Raw genomic sequence first — 13,193 nt, 5'->3', positions numbered from 1 at the left:
TCAAAGTCTTCCGCAGATAAAGGCCAGAGCCAGAAGGAAACCTATTGGAACGTTCTGCTTGAATTGTCGCAGGCAGTTTGGCGCATCGTATGGGTTCAGCGTGCGAGCCTGCTGAAGAAGGAGTCCACCGGCGATCAGGAAGAACAGCCAGAACCCCAGATGCAGATGGGCATGAATGGCGACGAGTCCCAGCGCCAGAAGCATCAGGCTGTAGCAGGTGGCAATAAAGGGCTGAGCGCGCTTTTCCATAAGGCGAGATGTGGAGCGAACACCGATGCGGGCGTCATCTTCCATGTCCTGGAAGCCATAGATGGTATCAAAGCCGAGCTGCCAAAGGATGACGGCGCCATACAGCAGCGCACCATTTCCATCCAGGCCGCCTCCTGCTGCGGCATAGCCCATGGGCGCACCAAAACCGAACGTGAAGCCCATGACGAGTTGTGGCCACCACGTCACACGCTTTGCCGCAGGGTAAAGCGCCACAAGCAGCAAAGCAAAGGGCGCCAGAAGCCAGCATGCGCGGGGCAGGCACACCAGAACGCCCAGACCACACAGAAGTAAAACGGCCAGCAGCTTAAGGCCCTGCTTCAGGGAGAGCGCACCGCTGGCAAGCGGACGGCCCGCGGTTCGAGCAACCTTGGCATCAATATCGCGGTCCCAGATGTCATTCACCACACATCCGGCAGAGCGCATAACGAGTGAGCCGAACGCGAACAGCGCTGTGTAGAGAACGCGGAGTCCGAGTGGGGCATCCGGCGCAAGGAACAATCCCCAAACCCCAGGGAGAAACAGCAGCCATGTTCCAACCGGGCGATCCAGTCGGGCCAAAAGTGCGTAGGACCGCCATGGTTCAGGCAGGCGGCCGGTCCAGCCTGTCAGGCTGATATCGGTATGGGGGCGGGTTTCACTCATCAAAGCACGTGATGAGGGGCAGATGCGCTTCCGTCAATGGCTGTTGCGCGCTATCGGGAAAGGATGAGCCGATCTGATCCCCGTCTTTATCTTGAAGTGCCGGATGTTCCCTTTACGGAAGGACTGGAACTTCCTCTTCCCGCCAGTCAGGCCCACTATCTTGGCAATGTCATGCGGCAGAGTACTGGAGATCCGGTACGTGTCTTCAATGCGCGAGATGGAGAGTGGAATGCCATCATCCAGACCTTACGAAAAGACAAGGGAACAGTGCGGCTGGGAACGCGAGAGCGCCCCCCTCAGGTCACAGAGGGTGTGGAACTCCTGTTTGCGCCCCTCAAACGTGATGCGACAGAACTCGTTATCCGAATGGGGACTGAACTCGGGGTGACGTGTTTTCGGCCCGTCGTAACCGAACGAACCAACACGCACCGCCTGAACCTCGACCGTCTTGCCCTGATTGCCAGTGAAGCTGCTGAACAATGCGAGCGGCTGGATATTCCCGAAATCCAGCCGCTGGAGCCCTTGAAATCCGTTCTTGCGGAATGGCCTGAGGACAAGCCGCTGTTTGCGGCTCTTGAGCGACGTCCCGGGGCGGATGGTCCTTTGGTCGCGTCTGCTCTTCTCATTGGGCCTGAAGGTGGCTTTTCCGATGCAGAGGTGGCGATGCTTCAGAAGCATCCTGCTGTTCATGCACTGACACTGGGGCCGTTGGTGCTGCGCGCAGAGACGGCTGTCTGCGCCGGACTGGCGCGACTTGCACTGCGTCGTGGCGCCTGAGGGTGACAGGACAGTCTGAGGTGCTACAAGTTCAATCAATATCGAACAACGATCGCAAATCGAGGCAAAACCGCCATGTCCAATCCCGGCACGTCTAATAGCGCAACGATCGAGAATCGGGCGCAGCTCGTCGAGGTTCTGGAACGGGGCTCCAAGCCGCGGTCCGAATGGAAGATCGGAACCGAACACGAGAAGTTCGGCTTTGTACTGCCGGGGCAGGATGATGGGCGTACACCGTTGTCAGCGCCGCCTTATGAACCCAAAGGTATTGGTGCGCTGCTGCGGAAACTGGAGGGGCCGGACTGGGCTCCGATCCACGACGGTGAGGCGCTGATCGGTCTGGCAGGGCAGAACAGCCAGAAAGGGCGGTCCATTTCTCTGGAGCCCGCTGGACAGTTCGAGCTTTCCGGTGCGCCTGTTGTCTCCTTGCAGGAAACGCAAAGCGAGATGCAGGAGCATTTCGATCTGATCCGCGGTCCTGCTGCTGAACTCGGATTGGGCTTTCTGCCATTTGGTTTCCAGCCGCTCTGGGCGCGCGACGAGATGCCGTGGATGCCCAAGAGTCGCTACGCCATCATGCGCAGTTATATGCCCAAGGTTGGCACGCTGGGCCTGGATATGATGACGCGGACCTGTACTGTGCAGGTCAATCTGGACTTCGGTGATGAAGCCGATATGGCTCGCAAGATGCGTGTGTCGCTGGCGCTTCAGCCATTGGCCACGGCTCTGTTTGCGAACTCGCCTTTTGTGGAAGGCAAAGCAAACGGCTTCCTTTCCAATCGCGCCCGTATCTGGACGGATACCGATAATCAGCGTTCAGGCCAGCCATCGCTGTTCTTCGCAGAAGATTTCAGCTTCGAAAAGTATGTAGACTGGGCACTGGACGTGCCAATGTATTTCGTCGCTCGGGACGGGAAAAACATTGACGCCAGTGGCTGCTCTTTCCGGCGTTGGCTGGAAGGCAGTGCGCAGCCTGCTCTGGAAGGTCTGACGCCGACTATTGGTGATTTTGAGGATCACCTCACGACTGTTTTCCCTGACGTGCGGCTCAAGCAGTTCCTTGAGATGCGTGGCGCGGACGCCGGTCGTCCGGAGATGATGGTTGCCCAGTCTGCGCTCTGGGTTGGCCTGTTCTACGATGCCGCAACATTGGAAGCCGCTGAAAAGCTGGTATTGGAACAGCCTTGGGAGGTTTATCAGCAACTCCGTGCGGATGTTCCTGCCAAAGGCATGCAGGCTGACTTCCCCGGTGGCCTGAAAGCGCTGGCAAAGCGCGTTGTGGCTCTTGCGGAGCAGGGACTTCGCGCCCGTGTTCGCAACGAAGCACAGTTCCTGGATCCGCTGCATCTGATTGCAGATGGTGGCCCAAACCAGGCTGAGTACTGGCTTGCCCTGTATGAAGGCGCATGGGGCGGAAATGTGAAGCCGCTGTTCCGAGAAGCATCGATCTGAAGTCATGACGCATCACCGCAGGGCGTTAAGCCCTGCTGCGATCAGTTTCCGGTTTGTGCAGGAACACGTTATGGAATGCAGGTGCGAAGCTTTTTGCAACCCGTGACCTGATCGGCAGTTCCAGAGGCATGATGAACCGTCTTTTCTTCCGCGCGGCTGTAGCCAGCGCTTTCATATCCCTAGCAGCCCTTCCGCTGCCTGCCATGGCTCAGGCCGTTCCCGCACAACTCCGTCCTGTGGATCAGGGTTGGGTTGCGCGCGTTCAGGATACGCTGGCGCAGATCACAACGCTTCAGGCGCGGTTTCAACAAATTGCACCAGATGGGAAAGCTGTTGCCGGGACAGCCACGCTTGATCGTCCGGGGCGGATGCGCTTCGACTATGACAGTCCTAGCCCGCTTCTTCTTGTCGCCAATGATGGCAAGGTCGTTTTTCAGGACCGGAGCGTCGGACAGGTAACGGTTATGCCGCTGGACCGTACTCCCCTCGGTTTGCTGCTACGGCCTGATCTGAAGCTCTCGGGCGATGTCACGGTGACAGGATTCGAGCGTAAGAACGGTCAGATCAACCTTCAGGTCGAAAAAACAGAAAGCCCCGGTGAGGGGAATCTGACCCTCATGTTCTCCGAAGCGCCACTTGCTCTTTTGGGGTGGGAAGTCGTGGATGCTCAGGGCCGAACAACGCGCATCGCACTGTCAGATATCAGGACGGGCGGGAGCGTATCCCAGTCTCTGTTCACGCTCCCGAAGTCTGAGGACTGACGTTCAGTCCTTTGTTTCGCGGGAAAGCTCCAGTGCGCGGGCATAAACCGTGCGCTTGGGCAGTTTGATAATTCCCGCCACGAGAGTGGCCGCATCCTTCACCGAATGACTGGTCAGCGCTTCGCGGAGATGCGTATCCAGATCGTCTGCCCCGCTGTCGTCCTCTGCTGAGGGGCCGATCAGGAGTGTAATCTCACCCCGTGGTGCAGTTTCCTGGAAATGGGCGAGCACTTCCGCCAACGTTCCCCGCACCATCTCTTCGAAGCGTTTTGTCAGTTCTCTGCCAACCGCTGCTTCACGGTCAGGGCCGAAGACAGTGATCAGGTCTTCCAGTGTCTCGACGAGGCGGTGCGGCCCCTCATACCAGATCAGAGTGGAACGAACGCCAGCCTGTTCTGCGGCCCGAAGCGTCGCGAAGCCTGTCTTACGGGCTTCGCTTCGTGGCGCTGGAAAGCCGAGAAACATGAAGGGAAGAGGGGGGAGGCCTGAAAGGGTCAGAGCCGTGATGACAGCGTTCGGGCCCGGGATGGCCGTAACATGAACACCAGCCGCGATCGCTGCCCGGACGAGCCGATAGCCCGGGTCCGAGACAAGCGGAGTACCTGCGTCTGACACCACGGCCAAGCTGGCACCAGCCACCATTTTTTCCACAAAAAACGGTGCGCGATCCTGTTCGTTATGATCGTGAAGCGTTCGTGTGGGAGTGGAGATGTTGCGCGACATCAATAATTTTGCCGTAACGCGTGTATCTTCGCATAAAATAGCTTCAACACTGTTCAAGGCTTCAATCGCGCGCTCGCTGATATCGGCCAGGTTGCCGATCGGCGTCGCAACCAATATCAGTTGTCCCCCCACTCTCGGGCCATGCTCCGAAGGCGGGGCGGCCGTTAACGTTTCAGCCGTATCGCTCAAGGGAGTTTCAGCGGAACATGACTTTTCGGACATCTGCATCCTCGGTGACGAACTCAAGGGCCTATTCTGGACCGATGAGCCGTCTGCGCAAGGGTGTAAGCACTGGGCTGGCCGCAGGAACCTTCCTGACGCTGGCCGCCTGCTCCGGCGGAAACTCCTCTTTGACATCTGGCGTGGGTGGAATTCCCGGCTCTGGCCAGGCTCCTGGTGCGCATGACGTTGGCCTTATCCTTCCCCTGACGGGACGCTACAGTGCCATCGGTGCGCGAATGCGTGATGCAGCCAAGCTGGCTCTGTCTTCACAAGGCTCGCCTGTGCTGGACGTTCATGACAGCAATGCTGCTGGTGGCGCAGCTCAGGCTGCCCATGACGCCCTGACGCGTGGCGACGCCATGCTCCTTGGGCCGCTAACGGCTACAGAAACTGCGGCTCTCGCGCCGCTGGCTGTTGAAGCAGGCAAGCCTGTGCTGGCGTTTACCAGCGACTCCACGCAGGCCCGACCCGGCGTCTGGGTCATGGGACTGACCCCGGAGCAGCAGGTTCGCCGGATGGTGGACGCTGCGCGTGCAACAGGCCGCAAGAACTTTGCGGCCTTTTTGCCTGATAGCGCGCTGGGGCATGCGATGGCGGAAGGACTACAGCGGGCCTGCCGGGATGACGGCCTGAAAGATCCGCAGATCGTTTTCCACTCCATGGATGCGCAAACCATCGACGATGGCCTGAAATCCCTTTCAGATATTGCCAATCGCCAGCCGCCGACACCTGTGGTTTCGACGCCGACCGGTCCATCGGCTGTTGATCCTACCGCCGATTCGCCTGCCGACTCGACAACGCCTGCGCAGCCACCAGCAACTCCAGTTGCTGCGCCAGTGGTGCCGCCCCCTCCGTTTGACGCTCTTCTGCTGGCAGATACCGGTGTGGAGCTAGGGCGCATCATCACTGCGCTACATGCTGACCAAGTGACGTCAGACCAGGTGCAGATCATGGGACCAGCACTCTGGAAGGCGTTCGACGGCAAGCTCAGTGCCCTGCATGGTGCCTGGTATGCTGCGCCCGATGCCAAGGATCGCAATGGGTACGTTGCCCAATACAAAGCGGTTTATCATCAGGCGCCATCACCTGTGACGGATTTCGCCTATGATGCAGCCGCTCTTGCCGGCAACCTGATGAAGCAGGGAGGCCCGACTGTTCAGGCGTTGACCCGTCCGGACGGCTATATGGGTGTGGATGGCCTGTTCCGTCTGCGCGCCGACGGTCATGTCACGCGCGCGCTGGCTATTTTCCAGATTCAGCGCGGCGGTGGTGCCCGCATCGTTGTTCCAGCATCGCGGGACATTGCGGTCCGTCCAAGCTGAGAAAATACTGCTGGTTCAGAAACAGAAACACGCGTCCATGGCGATTGGCGCGTGTTTTTTTATGGCTTTTCTTGAAAGCCAACTGGCGTGTCAGGGGCGATCCTGACCGCGCAGATCAGGCTGCGTAGGTCTCGGCCAGCGGCAGAACCGGGCGAATGGTGTGAAGAGCCAGTTCGAAGCTGGCGTAGCTGCCCAGTTCATGATTGCGTAGATGATCGATCAGGACCCAGCGCATCCCTTGCGGGCGGAGCATGTAGGCTGGATCCGGGTTCTCACGGACCCAGACCAGAACATGCTCAATGGGCGTTGTTCCATCGAAATTCGTGACCCCGGAATCCGTCGGTGTGATTTCTGCATCGAAGAGACCCATCCGCATTCCGGCTTCCAGCCACCGCGACAGATATTCGCGGTGACGAGGGAGAACGCCCTGCCTCAACGTCACGACATTACCGCCCATCGAAACGGGTGAAAGATCGTATAGGGGAGTTGCCTGCGCCATCAGGAAAGTCCTCATCAGAGCGGGGCGGGGGAGCCCGTGGATTGCGATAAGGTCAGGCTAAAATCCAAACGGCCCCTTTCACAATCTAAAATGACGCCAAAACCCCTTTCCGCGACATAAACTTTCCCCACTGTGACAAATCTGCCATGCAAAAATTGCATGGCTCAACATGTTGTTGTCATATTCCGATACAGCGCCTTGTCCCATCTCCGGTGAAGCCAGAGCCATGAGCCGGGCTCCTGCTCTATCCACTCCTGAAGGCGATCATTGAGTTGCTGTGTCAGCTTCAGGACATCTGCCTGACGATTCTCGGTAGGCTGTGGATCAATGGGGGGATCCACAACGAGTACCAGTCTGGCAGGCCCTTCACGGCGCACATGTCCGGTTACAATCAAGGCTTTATGCCGCAGGGCAAACACGGCGGTTGCAGAGGCTGTCATGGCGGGACGACCGAAAAGACTGGCCTCGATGCCATCATTCATTTTCTGATCGCCAAGCACGCCTAAATGCCCGCCGTGAGACAGGTGCTTCAGCGCAGAGCGAGCTCCACGGGCTCCTTTGGGGAACATCGGAACATCCATGCGCATAGCTTGGCGGCGGAGGGCATGAATGATGGAATCTACAATCGGATTGCTGGCTGCCCGATAGAAGGAAGCAAAGGGCATTCCGAATCGCGCGACAACCGGGGGCATGAGTTCCCAGTTACCAATATGGCCGGAAAAGAAAATGACCGGGCGCCCCGTTGCGCGAGTGGCTTCCAGATATTCTGATCCTTCAACACGCCATCCTGGGCCCGTCGGCGTGTTCTGTTTCAATCGGCCTACATGCGGAAACTCCGCCACGGTGCGCCCCAGGTTTTCCCAGCAGTCTTTGACGATACTGCCCCGTTCTTCCCGGGTCAGTTGTGGCATGGCCAGTTGCAGGTTTCGGTCGGCAACTCTGGAAACGGGAATAAGAGGTCCGATATGGCGTGCGACGGAGCCACCCAGTGTGGACGCTGCCGCAGGGGGGAGAATGCGCAGCCAGCCCAGCAGGACGCGCACAAGCAGGGCTTCCGCCCGATGTGGAATTGAAGTCATGAGTGAGGGAACAGAAGATCCAGAATATGGTCCGGCGCTTTTGGGTCCGCCCAAAGAAGCTCAACGTTGATGACGGTGACCTGCGCCCGGAAAGCGGGAGGAAGTTTGACCGCATCCTTGGCTGTGGTCACGAGCGTGGTTCCGGATTCCCGACGCAGCGTTTCAAGGCGCTGGATGTCATTGGCCGAGTAGGCATGATGATCCGGAAAGGGAAGGCAGCGAACAGGAGAGACTCCTGCATCCTGCAGCATGGTGAAGAATTTATCGGGGCGGCCGATCCCCGCGAAAGCGACAACTCTCCGGCCTTGCAGACCGCGGATTTCAGGGCCGGGAACCAGTCTGGCCTGAGCTTTGAAGAGAAATGGGGGAAGGGTGAGCAGCAGCCCGTGACGGTCTTCCCCAATGATGACCACGCACTGCGCGCGCTTCAGAGCATCCAGCACCGGTTCACGTAGAGGACCGGCGGGCATAACCTGCCCATTGCCAAATCCTACGACGCCGTCCACAACCAGAACGGAGAGGTCTTTGTGAAGGCCAGGGTTCTGAAAGCCATCATCCATGACAAGGCAGTCTGCGCCTTGGCCAATGGCTAATCTCGCGGTCTGGGCACGGTCTGCTCCGACCCATGTTGGCGCGGCTTTTGCCAGAAGAAGAGGCTCATCGCCGACATCGCGGGCGCTCGAACGCCCCGGATTAACCTCCAGCGGCCCTTTCTCTCTGCCACCATGACCGCGGCTGAGAATATGCGGAGAATGTCCACGATCTTTCAGTCTTTGGACCAGATCCAGTGTCAGGGGTGTTTTTCCCGTGCCCCCAGCAGTCACGTTGCCGCAACATAGTACCGGGACTATGGCTCGATAGCCTTCCCGGGTCATGCGGCGACGGGTCAGACGGGTCGCGATTCCTGCCAAAGGGCGCAGCATGAATGCCGCAGGGCCTACCCTCGGGACGGACCAGAATCGCGGAGCCCGTAGTCTCATCGTTCAAGTGTCTCCAGAATGCGGGGGCTTAGTCTGGACACCACGGAGCGCTGAAGCACTGCGGGTGAAGGCGTGACATGAGGTTCAGTGATCCACTGGCTCAGACTATCGATATCCTTAACGATGTGAAGATAATCGTGCAGCAGGCTAACCGCTTCCCGCCAGTTTTCCATAAGAGGGCCGGTTGCCGTTGGAATGCCCAGGCGAAGTGGCTCAAAAGGATTATGGCCACCGCCTTTCCCCGCGAGAGAGTTGCCCAGGAAGCAGCAATTCGCGAGTCTGTAGAACAGGCCCAGTTCCCCCAATGTGTCGGCAATCCAGCCATGATCTTTGGTGCCCGGTTCCTGACCAGCTGATCGCCGGGGCAGATTGAAGCGAGCAGCCAGTTCTTCCCCGCGCTTGGGGTGTCGCGGAATGAGAATGGTCAGAAGGTCGGGGTGTTTCTCTCGGGCAAGTACTGCTGCTTCAAGTACCAGTTCTTCCTCGCCTGGATGAGTGGATGCCGCGACGAAGACCGGTCGATCTCCGATGACGCGCTGTAGCCGTTCTAGCTCATGCAAATCACATGAGAGAGGGGGGGCGTCCTGCTTGAGATCCCCATCTTCATACACTGATCTTGTACCCAAAGATCGGAAGTGTGCAGCATCTTCCGGGCCACGCGCTGCGACCCAGGAGAGGCGGGAAAACATCCTTCGGGTGAGGCGGGCAGCTTTTTTCCATCGGCGGGCAGAGCGATCCGAAAGACGACCGTTCACCACCATGACAGGAACAGTCTGGCGGTAGCAGGCTGCAATGATGCCGGGCCAGAGCTCACTTTCTACGAAGACGGCACCATCTGGTCTCCAACGCTTGAGAAACCGGCCAAACCAGCGCGGTACATCGTGGGGAATGAAACGATGCAGGACGCGATGTCCAAATTCGGGGTGACGACTGATAATTTCCGCGCCAGTCACCGTTGCGGTTGTGAAGAGGACAGCCAGATCCGGACGCTTTTCCAGAAGATCATCAAGCAAAGGTCGGGCACAGAGGGTTTCGCCTACGCTTGCTGCATGAATCCAGAGCAGCGCACCTTCCGGACGACGACCACCTCCCAGACCCATTCTTTCACGCAAACGATCAGGCAATTCCCGGCCCCGTTTCAGGCGGATGCGCAGCATGATTGTCAGAGCAGGAGCCAGAAGGGTGCCGACCGTCCCCCAGATGCGATCCATTACAGACAGGTTCTGGTGGCGGACGTGGTCCTCGGCTTGGCGAGCGACCGTGTTGAGGGCAACACGGAGCGTTTCCGGATCCGGTTCGAGAAGTGGTTCACCCACAACAAGAGATCCTCGTCCGAAAGGAAGGGGAAAGGCTAGACCGTCCCATGAGGGCAGGCGAACGCTGTTACAGGCCAGACCCAGAGGAATGATGGGACGTCGGGAAATGCGCGAAAGTGCCAGTATCCCTGGCTGAACCTTCTCCGCAGGGCCTCGGGGGCCGTCCGGTGTGATGGCGATAAATGCGCCCTGCTTCAATTCCTGCAGGGCGCTCCTTAGGGCGGCGGCGCCACCTTTGTCCTTGCCCTTGCGGGATGTGGACCCGTGGATGGCGATGATATCCCATGGGCGGACGGCGTCCGCGATCAGGCGGCCATCGGCATTTCGCGAAATCAGGACCCGCAGTTTTATTCTCGGTTCAGTTTCGCGGGCCCAGAACCAGAGCGCGGGCGCCAGTGTCAGGGAGCGGTGCCAGAAAGCAACGACGACTCCCTCATTAGCCTGTGTCAGAAGCGCTCTGGACTGGATGGTTCCTCCGACATCCCAGTGGGTGGAGCGCAGACAGGCACCTAACCAGACATGGATCATGCGAGCGGGCGATATCATGAGCAGTCGGGTAGCATGGTCAGATGGCGCTCGCAAAACTTTGTGACAGACTGTCAGGCTGCTTCGTGATGAACCTGAAGGCCGGTGAAGGTTACCCGGGCCATATCGTCGTGACTTGGCGCATGCCAACCCTGTTCGCCGACCACGGCTTCAAACCATACACCCTGTGCTATCGCGGCAGAGGGCAATGAGAAGTGATTTTCTGTTCCGTTGACGATGATGTGCATCAGACCATTCGGAGACGTGTGAATTTCATAGCGAATGGTCTGATGCGGATAAACCGTGCCGACCACAACGCTCTGCTTGGATGTACCATTATCCACAAGTGCAAAGACCCGGTCGCCCTGAACATTTAGTTCTGCCACTGGATGCTGTGTGCTCGCCAGGCGGCCAATGACCACTTTTCCATTTCGCGGAAGCTGATCAATGTGCACGGTCGCCGTCATGTCAGAATTCGTTTGCTGAAAATACCATGCGGTATTTTCTCGCAAAAGCGTCTCCGGAGCGACCTTTCCACGAATGACTGGCTGGAGGCCGTCAGTCGTGAGCGTCAGGGCACCTGTCTGTTGATCGCGGGAATAAAAAGCTGTGTTGTAGCCAGAGCCGAGTGTCGTGGACGGAACAAGATGCAGGCCCAGACGCTTGGCAGGCTCCTGGAGTGTAAAAGCCGAAATGTCCGGCGCTTGCGGGACATCCATGGCATGCACCGGCATGGCGATCAGAGCACTCAGGCAAAAAGCTGGGCCAGCAAGTCGGGAGATCATAATGTGTCCTTCCGGGGTTCTGGTTGTGACGTCAGATGACTGTTTCAACGCAGAACTCCCGAAAAGGACGCATGATTAGCGGCTCATGAGAACCGTGAGTTTCATGTTCTCAAGGATATGACGGGTCACGCCCCCCAGAATCATTTGGCGAAGACGGGAGTGGGAGTAGGCCCCCATGCTCAGCATATCGGCGCCAAAATCTTCAGCCCCCTTCAACAGGCCCGCACCGACATCCTTATTGATGGGGTCGCAGGCGCGTGTCGTAGCGGAAATGCCGTGCAGACGCAGATAACGGACAACATCGTCGCCTGTAGGGCCACGACGCTGATATTCCTGGCATGTCAAAACCTGAACGCCTTCCGCGGTATGCGCCCATGGCAGGATGCAGCGGAGTGCAAGCGAAGACTCGGGTGTTCCGTTCCAGGCAATGGCAATGCGGCTGCCTACTGTTTTCGGAGCAATGGGCGGAGCAATGACCAGAGGACGCCCGCTGTCAAAAAGAATGGCATGCAGTGTTTCTGATGCGCGCGGGTCAGTGGCTGAAATGAGATTGGGCACGAGCGTCATGTCTGCCAGACGTGAGCGCCATGTCAGAGCATCATGTTCCGTGCCGTCCAGCACTTCGAGGCTGGCACTGACACCGCCGCCAATGGACATGCCGATCTTGGAGGCTTCGACGCGGCGAAGTCCGTTATTATGCACGAAGCTGTCGAAGCTGTGTCGGATCCTGATGGCGCGGCGGTGGGCTTCCGTGGCCGCCGCATCAATCATTTCCGTCACCATTCCGGCAGAAATGCCTTCGCCAGCGAGTGTGGCAACTTCGGTCGGGTCTGATCCGACAACGACAGCAGACAGGTGTGCATCAAAACGACGGGCAAAATCCAGGGCCACCGACATGACTGAATCCAGATCGTCGGCCCCGGTGAGGGGGAGAAGGATGTTCTTGATTTCGATAAGCATAACGTAAGGCTCCCCACCTTGGGAAAAGGGTGTTCTCTATCTTTACGGATAAAGACGCGTGACGTTCCATTCAGATCCATCACGAGTCCATAATGCTCGGTCATGGAGGCGGAAAGGCCGGTCCTGCCAGAACTCTATGGCGTCTGGAGCAACGCGGAAACCTGTCCAGTTGTTCGGGCGCGGGATTGGGCCATTGCCGTATTTTTCTTCAGCCGCCTTCAGGCGTTCTTCAAAAGTGCTTCTGTCGTCCAGTGGGCGAGACTGGTCAGACGCAATGGCTCCCAAACGGGACATCGGCGACCGGCTGGCGAAATAAGCATCTGCTTCTTCGTCACTGACCTGCGTAACCGGTCCTTCGATCCGGATCTGCCGACGCAGGGACTTCCAGTGGAACAGCAGGGCGACATGCGGATTGGCCAGCAGATCGCCACCCTTGCGGCTCTCCACGTTGGTATAGAAGACAAACCCGCGTTCATCTGCCCCTTTGAGAAGAAGCATGCGGACGGAAGGGCGACCGTCTGGCGTTGATGTCGCAACGGCCATGGCGTTGGGATCATTAGGCTCAGACGCTTCAGCATCTGACATCCATGCTGCGAACAGTACGAACGGATCAGCAGTCAGATCGATGAGAGGCAGAGAGGACATGGAAGTCTCCTGAAGCAGCGTTGCCGGCCCGAAAGGGCGATTTAAGAACCATAGCGGTTCCGTCCGGGACCCGGAACAGACCCTGTCAGGTTCTGGTTCTGAATTATGACGTTGGGTGCACTATATAGAGAAAGGAAGAGCAAATGCCTTGACCTGCCTCATGGGCCTGAAATCCACACTACGGCTGGAAACTGCCGTCGAAGGGGCATTGAGTGTCGTGTTACTCTTGTTTGCT

13 protein-coding genes are annotated in these 13,193 nt (G+C 58.3%); 4 read left to right on the top strand and 9 right to left on the bottom strand.

All coding sequences use genetic code 11. The features are described from left to right. Positions 1–912: a 4-hydroxybenzoate octaprenyltransferase gene (gene ubiA, locus KP708_RS08040; RefSeq protein WP_211497937.1), complete on the bottom strand. Its 912-nt coding sequence runs from the start codon at positions 910–912 to the stop codon at positions 1–3. Between the two features lie 36 nt (positions 913–948). On the opposite strand from ubiA, the gene KP708_RS08035 reads away from it, so the two are divergent. The 3 genes from KP708_RS08035 to KP708_RS08025 all read left to right on the top strand — a co-directional run bounded on the left by KP708_RS08035 (position 949) and on the right by KP708_RS08025 (position 3,902). Further along, positions 949–1,689, top strand: a complete 741-nt coding sequence (locus KP708_RS08035; RefSeq protein ID WP_215748813.1) for a 16S rRNA (uracil(1498)-N(3))-methyltransferase — start codon at positions 949–951, stop codon at positions 1,687–1,689. Positions 1,690–1,764: 75 nt separating this feature from the next. Next, complete coding sequence (locus KP708_RS08030; protein ID WP_215748812.1) at positions 1,765–3,141, top strand: glutamate--cysteine ligase; 1,377 nt, start codon at positions 1,765–1,767, stop codon at positions 3,139–3,141. Between the two features lie 128 nt (positions 3,142–3,269). After that, positions 3,270–3,902: an outer membrane lipoprotein carrier protein LolA gene (locus KP708_RS08025; RefSeq protein ID WP_215748811.1), complete on the top strand. Its 633-nt coding sequence runs from the start codon at positions 3,270–3,272 to the stop codon at positions 3,900–3,902. A gap of 3 nt (positions 3,903–3,905) precedes the next feature. Here the strand turns inward: KP708_RS08025 and rsmI are convergent, their stop codons facing one another. After that, entirely contained in the window at positions 3,906–4,739 is an 834-nt protein-coding gene (gene rsmI / locus KP708_RS08020) for a 16S rRNA (cytidine(1402)-2'-O)-methyltransferase (RefSeq protein WP_215749402.1), read from the bottom strand. A gap of 92 nt (positions 4,740–4,831) precedes the next feature. Between rsmI and KP708_RS08015 the strand changes: the two genes are divergently transcribed. Continuing rightward, on the top strand, positions 4,832–6,169 hold the full coding sequence (locus KP708_RS08015) for a penicillin-binding protein activator (protein ID WP_371822651.1): 1,338 nt from the start codon (positions 4,832–4,834) through the stop codon (positions 6,167–6,169). 115 nt (positions 6,170–6,284) lie between these two features. On the opposite strand, the gene KP708_RS08010 is transcribed toward KP708_RS08015, so the two are convergent. The 7 genes from KP708_RS08010 to pdxH form a co-directional block, all read right to left on the bottom strand. Continuing rightward, positions 6,285–6,668, bottom strand: coding sequence for a hypothetical protein (locus tag KP708_RS08010; protein WP_174694759.1), 384 nt, complete (start codon positions 6,666–6,668; stop codon positions 6,285–6,287). Positions 6,669–6,832: 164 nt separating this feature from the next. Next, complete coding sequence (locus KP708_RS08005; protein ID WP_215748810.1) at positions 6,833–7,747, bottom strand: lysophospholipid acyltransferase family protein; 915 nt, start codon at positions 7,745–7,747, stop codon at positions 6,833–6,835. Then, positions 7,744–8,727 (bottom strand): tetraacyldisaccharide 4'-kinase, encoded by a 984-nt coding sequence (gene lpxK / locus KP708_RS08000; RefSeq protein WP_211509157.1) that lies wholly within the window; start codon positions 8,725–8,727, stop codon positions 7,744–7,746. Before lpxK ends, KP708_RS08005 begins: the two co-directional genes overlap by 4 nt. Continuing rightward, positions 8,724–10,589, bottom strand: a complete 1,866-nt coding sequence (locus KP708_RS07995) for a glycosyltransferase N-terminal domain-containing protein (RefSeq protein ID WP_215748809.1) — start codon at positions 10,587–10,589, stop codon at positions 8,724–8,726. The genes lpxK and KP708_RS07995 overlap by 4 nt, the downstream gene beginning before the upstream one ends. Before the next feature lie 53 nt (positions 10,590–10,642). Continuing rightward, positions 10,643–11,353 (bottom strand): polysaccharide lyase family 7 protein, encoded by a 711-nt coding sequence (locus KP708_RS07990; protein WP_215748808.1) that lies wholly within the window; start codon positions 11,351–11,353, stop codon positions 10,643–10,645. A 75-nt stretch (positions 11,354–11,428) separates the two neighbouring features. Then, entirely contained in the window at positions 11,429–12,313 is an 885-nt protein-coding gene (locus tag KP708_RS07985; RefSeq protein ID WP_046899585.1) for a universal stress protein, read from the bottom strand. Positions 12,314–12,355: 42 nt separating this feature from the next. Next, positions 12,356–12,958, bottom strand: coding sequence for a pyridoxamine 5'-phosphate oxidase (pdxH, locus tag KP708_RS07980; RefSeq protein ID WP_215748807.1), 603 nt, complete (start codon positions 12,956–12,958; stop codon positions 12,356–12,358). Positions 12,959–13,193 lie beyond the last annotated feature (235 nt).

Source organism: Gluconobacter sp. P5H9_a (assembly GCF_018812085.1).
GTDB lineage: Bacteria > Pseudomonadota > Alphaproteobacteria > Acetobacterales > Acetobacteraceae > Gluconobacter.
Note: the sequence above shows the minus strand (reverse complement) of the source record. Positions and strands in the feature narration are given on the sequence as shown.

Excerpts from the sequence above, each read along its gene's own strand:
- pdxH (WP_215748807.1), bottom strand. The coding sequence starts at position 12,958 with ATGTCCTCTCTGCCTCTCATCGATCTGACTGCTGATCCGTTCGTACTG.
- KP708_RS08005 (WP_215748810.1), bottom strand. The coding sequence starts at position 7,747 with ATGACTTCAATTCCACATCGGGCGGAAGCCCTGCTTGTGCGCGTCCTG.
- KP708_RS08025 (WP_215748811.1), top strand. The coding sequence starts at position 3,270 with ATGATGAACCGTCTTTTCTTCCGCGCGGCTGTAGCCAGCGCTTTCATA.
- KP708_RS07990 (WP_215748808.1), bottom strand. The coding sequence starts at position 11,353 with ATGATCTCCCGACTTGCTGGCCCAGCTTTTTGCCTGAGTGCTCTGATC.
- KP708_RS07985 (WP_046899585.1), bottom strand. The coding sequence starts at position 12,313 with ATGCTTATCGAAATCAAGAACATCCTTCTCCCCCTCACCGGGGCCGAC.
- ubiA (WP_211497937.1), bottom strand. The coding sequence starts at position 912 with ATGAGTGAAACCCGCCCCCATACCGATATCAGCCTGACAGGCTGGACC.
- KP708_RS08010 (WP_174694759.1), bottom strand. The coding sequence starts at position 6,668 with ATGGCGCAGGCAACTCCCCTATACGATCTTTCACCCGTTTCGATGGGC.
- KP708_RS08035 (WP_215748813.1), top strand. The coding sequence starts at position 949 with ATGGCTGTTGCGCGCTATCGGGAAAGGATGAGCCGATCTGATCCCCGT.
- KP708_RS08015 (WP_371822651.1), top strand. The coding sequence starts at position 4,832 with ATGACTTTTCGGACATCTGCATCCTCGGTGACGAACTCAAGGGCCTAT.
- KP708_RS07995 (WP_215748809.1), bottom strand. The coding sequence starts at position 10,589 with ATGATATCGCCCGCTCGCATGATCCATGTCTGGTTAGGTGCCTGTCTG.
- KP708_RS08030 (WP_215748812.1), top strand. The coding sequence starts at position 1,765 with ATGTCCAATCCCGGCACGTCTAATAGCGCAACGATCGAGAATCGGGCG.
- lpxK (WP_211509157.1), bottom strand. The coding sequence starts at position 8,727 with ATGAGACTACGGGCTCCGCGATTCTGGTCCGTCCCGAGGGTAGGCCCT.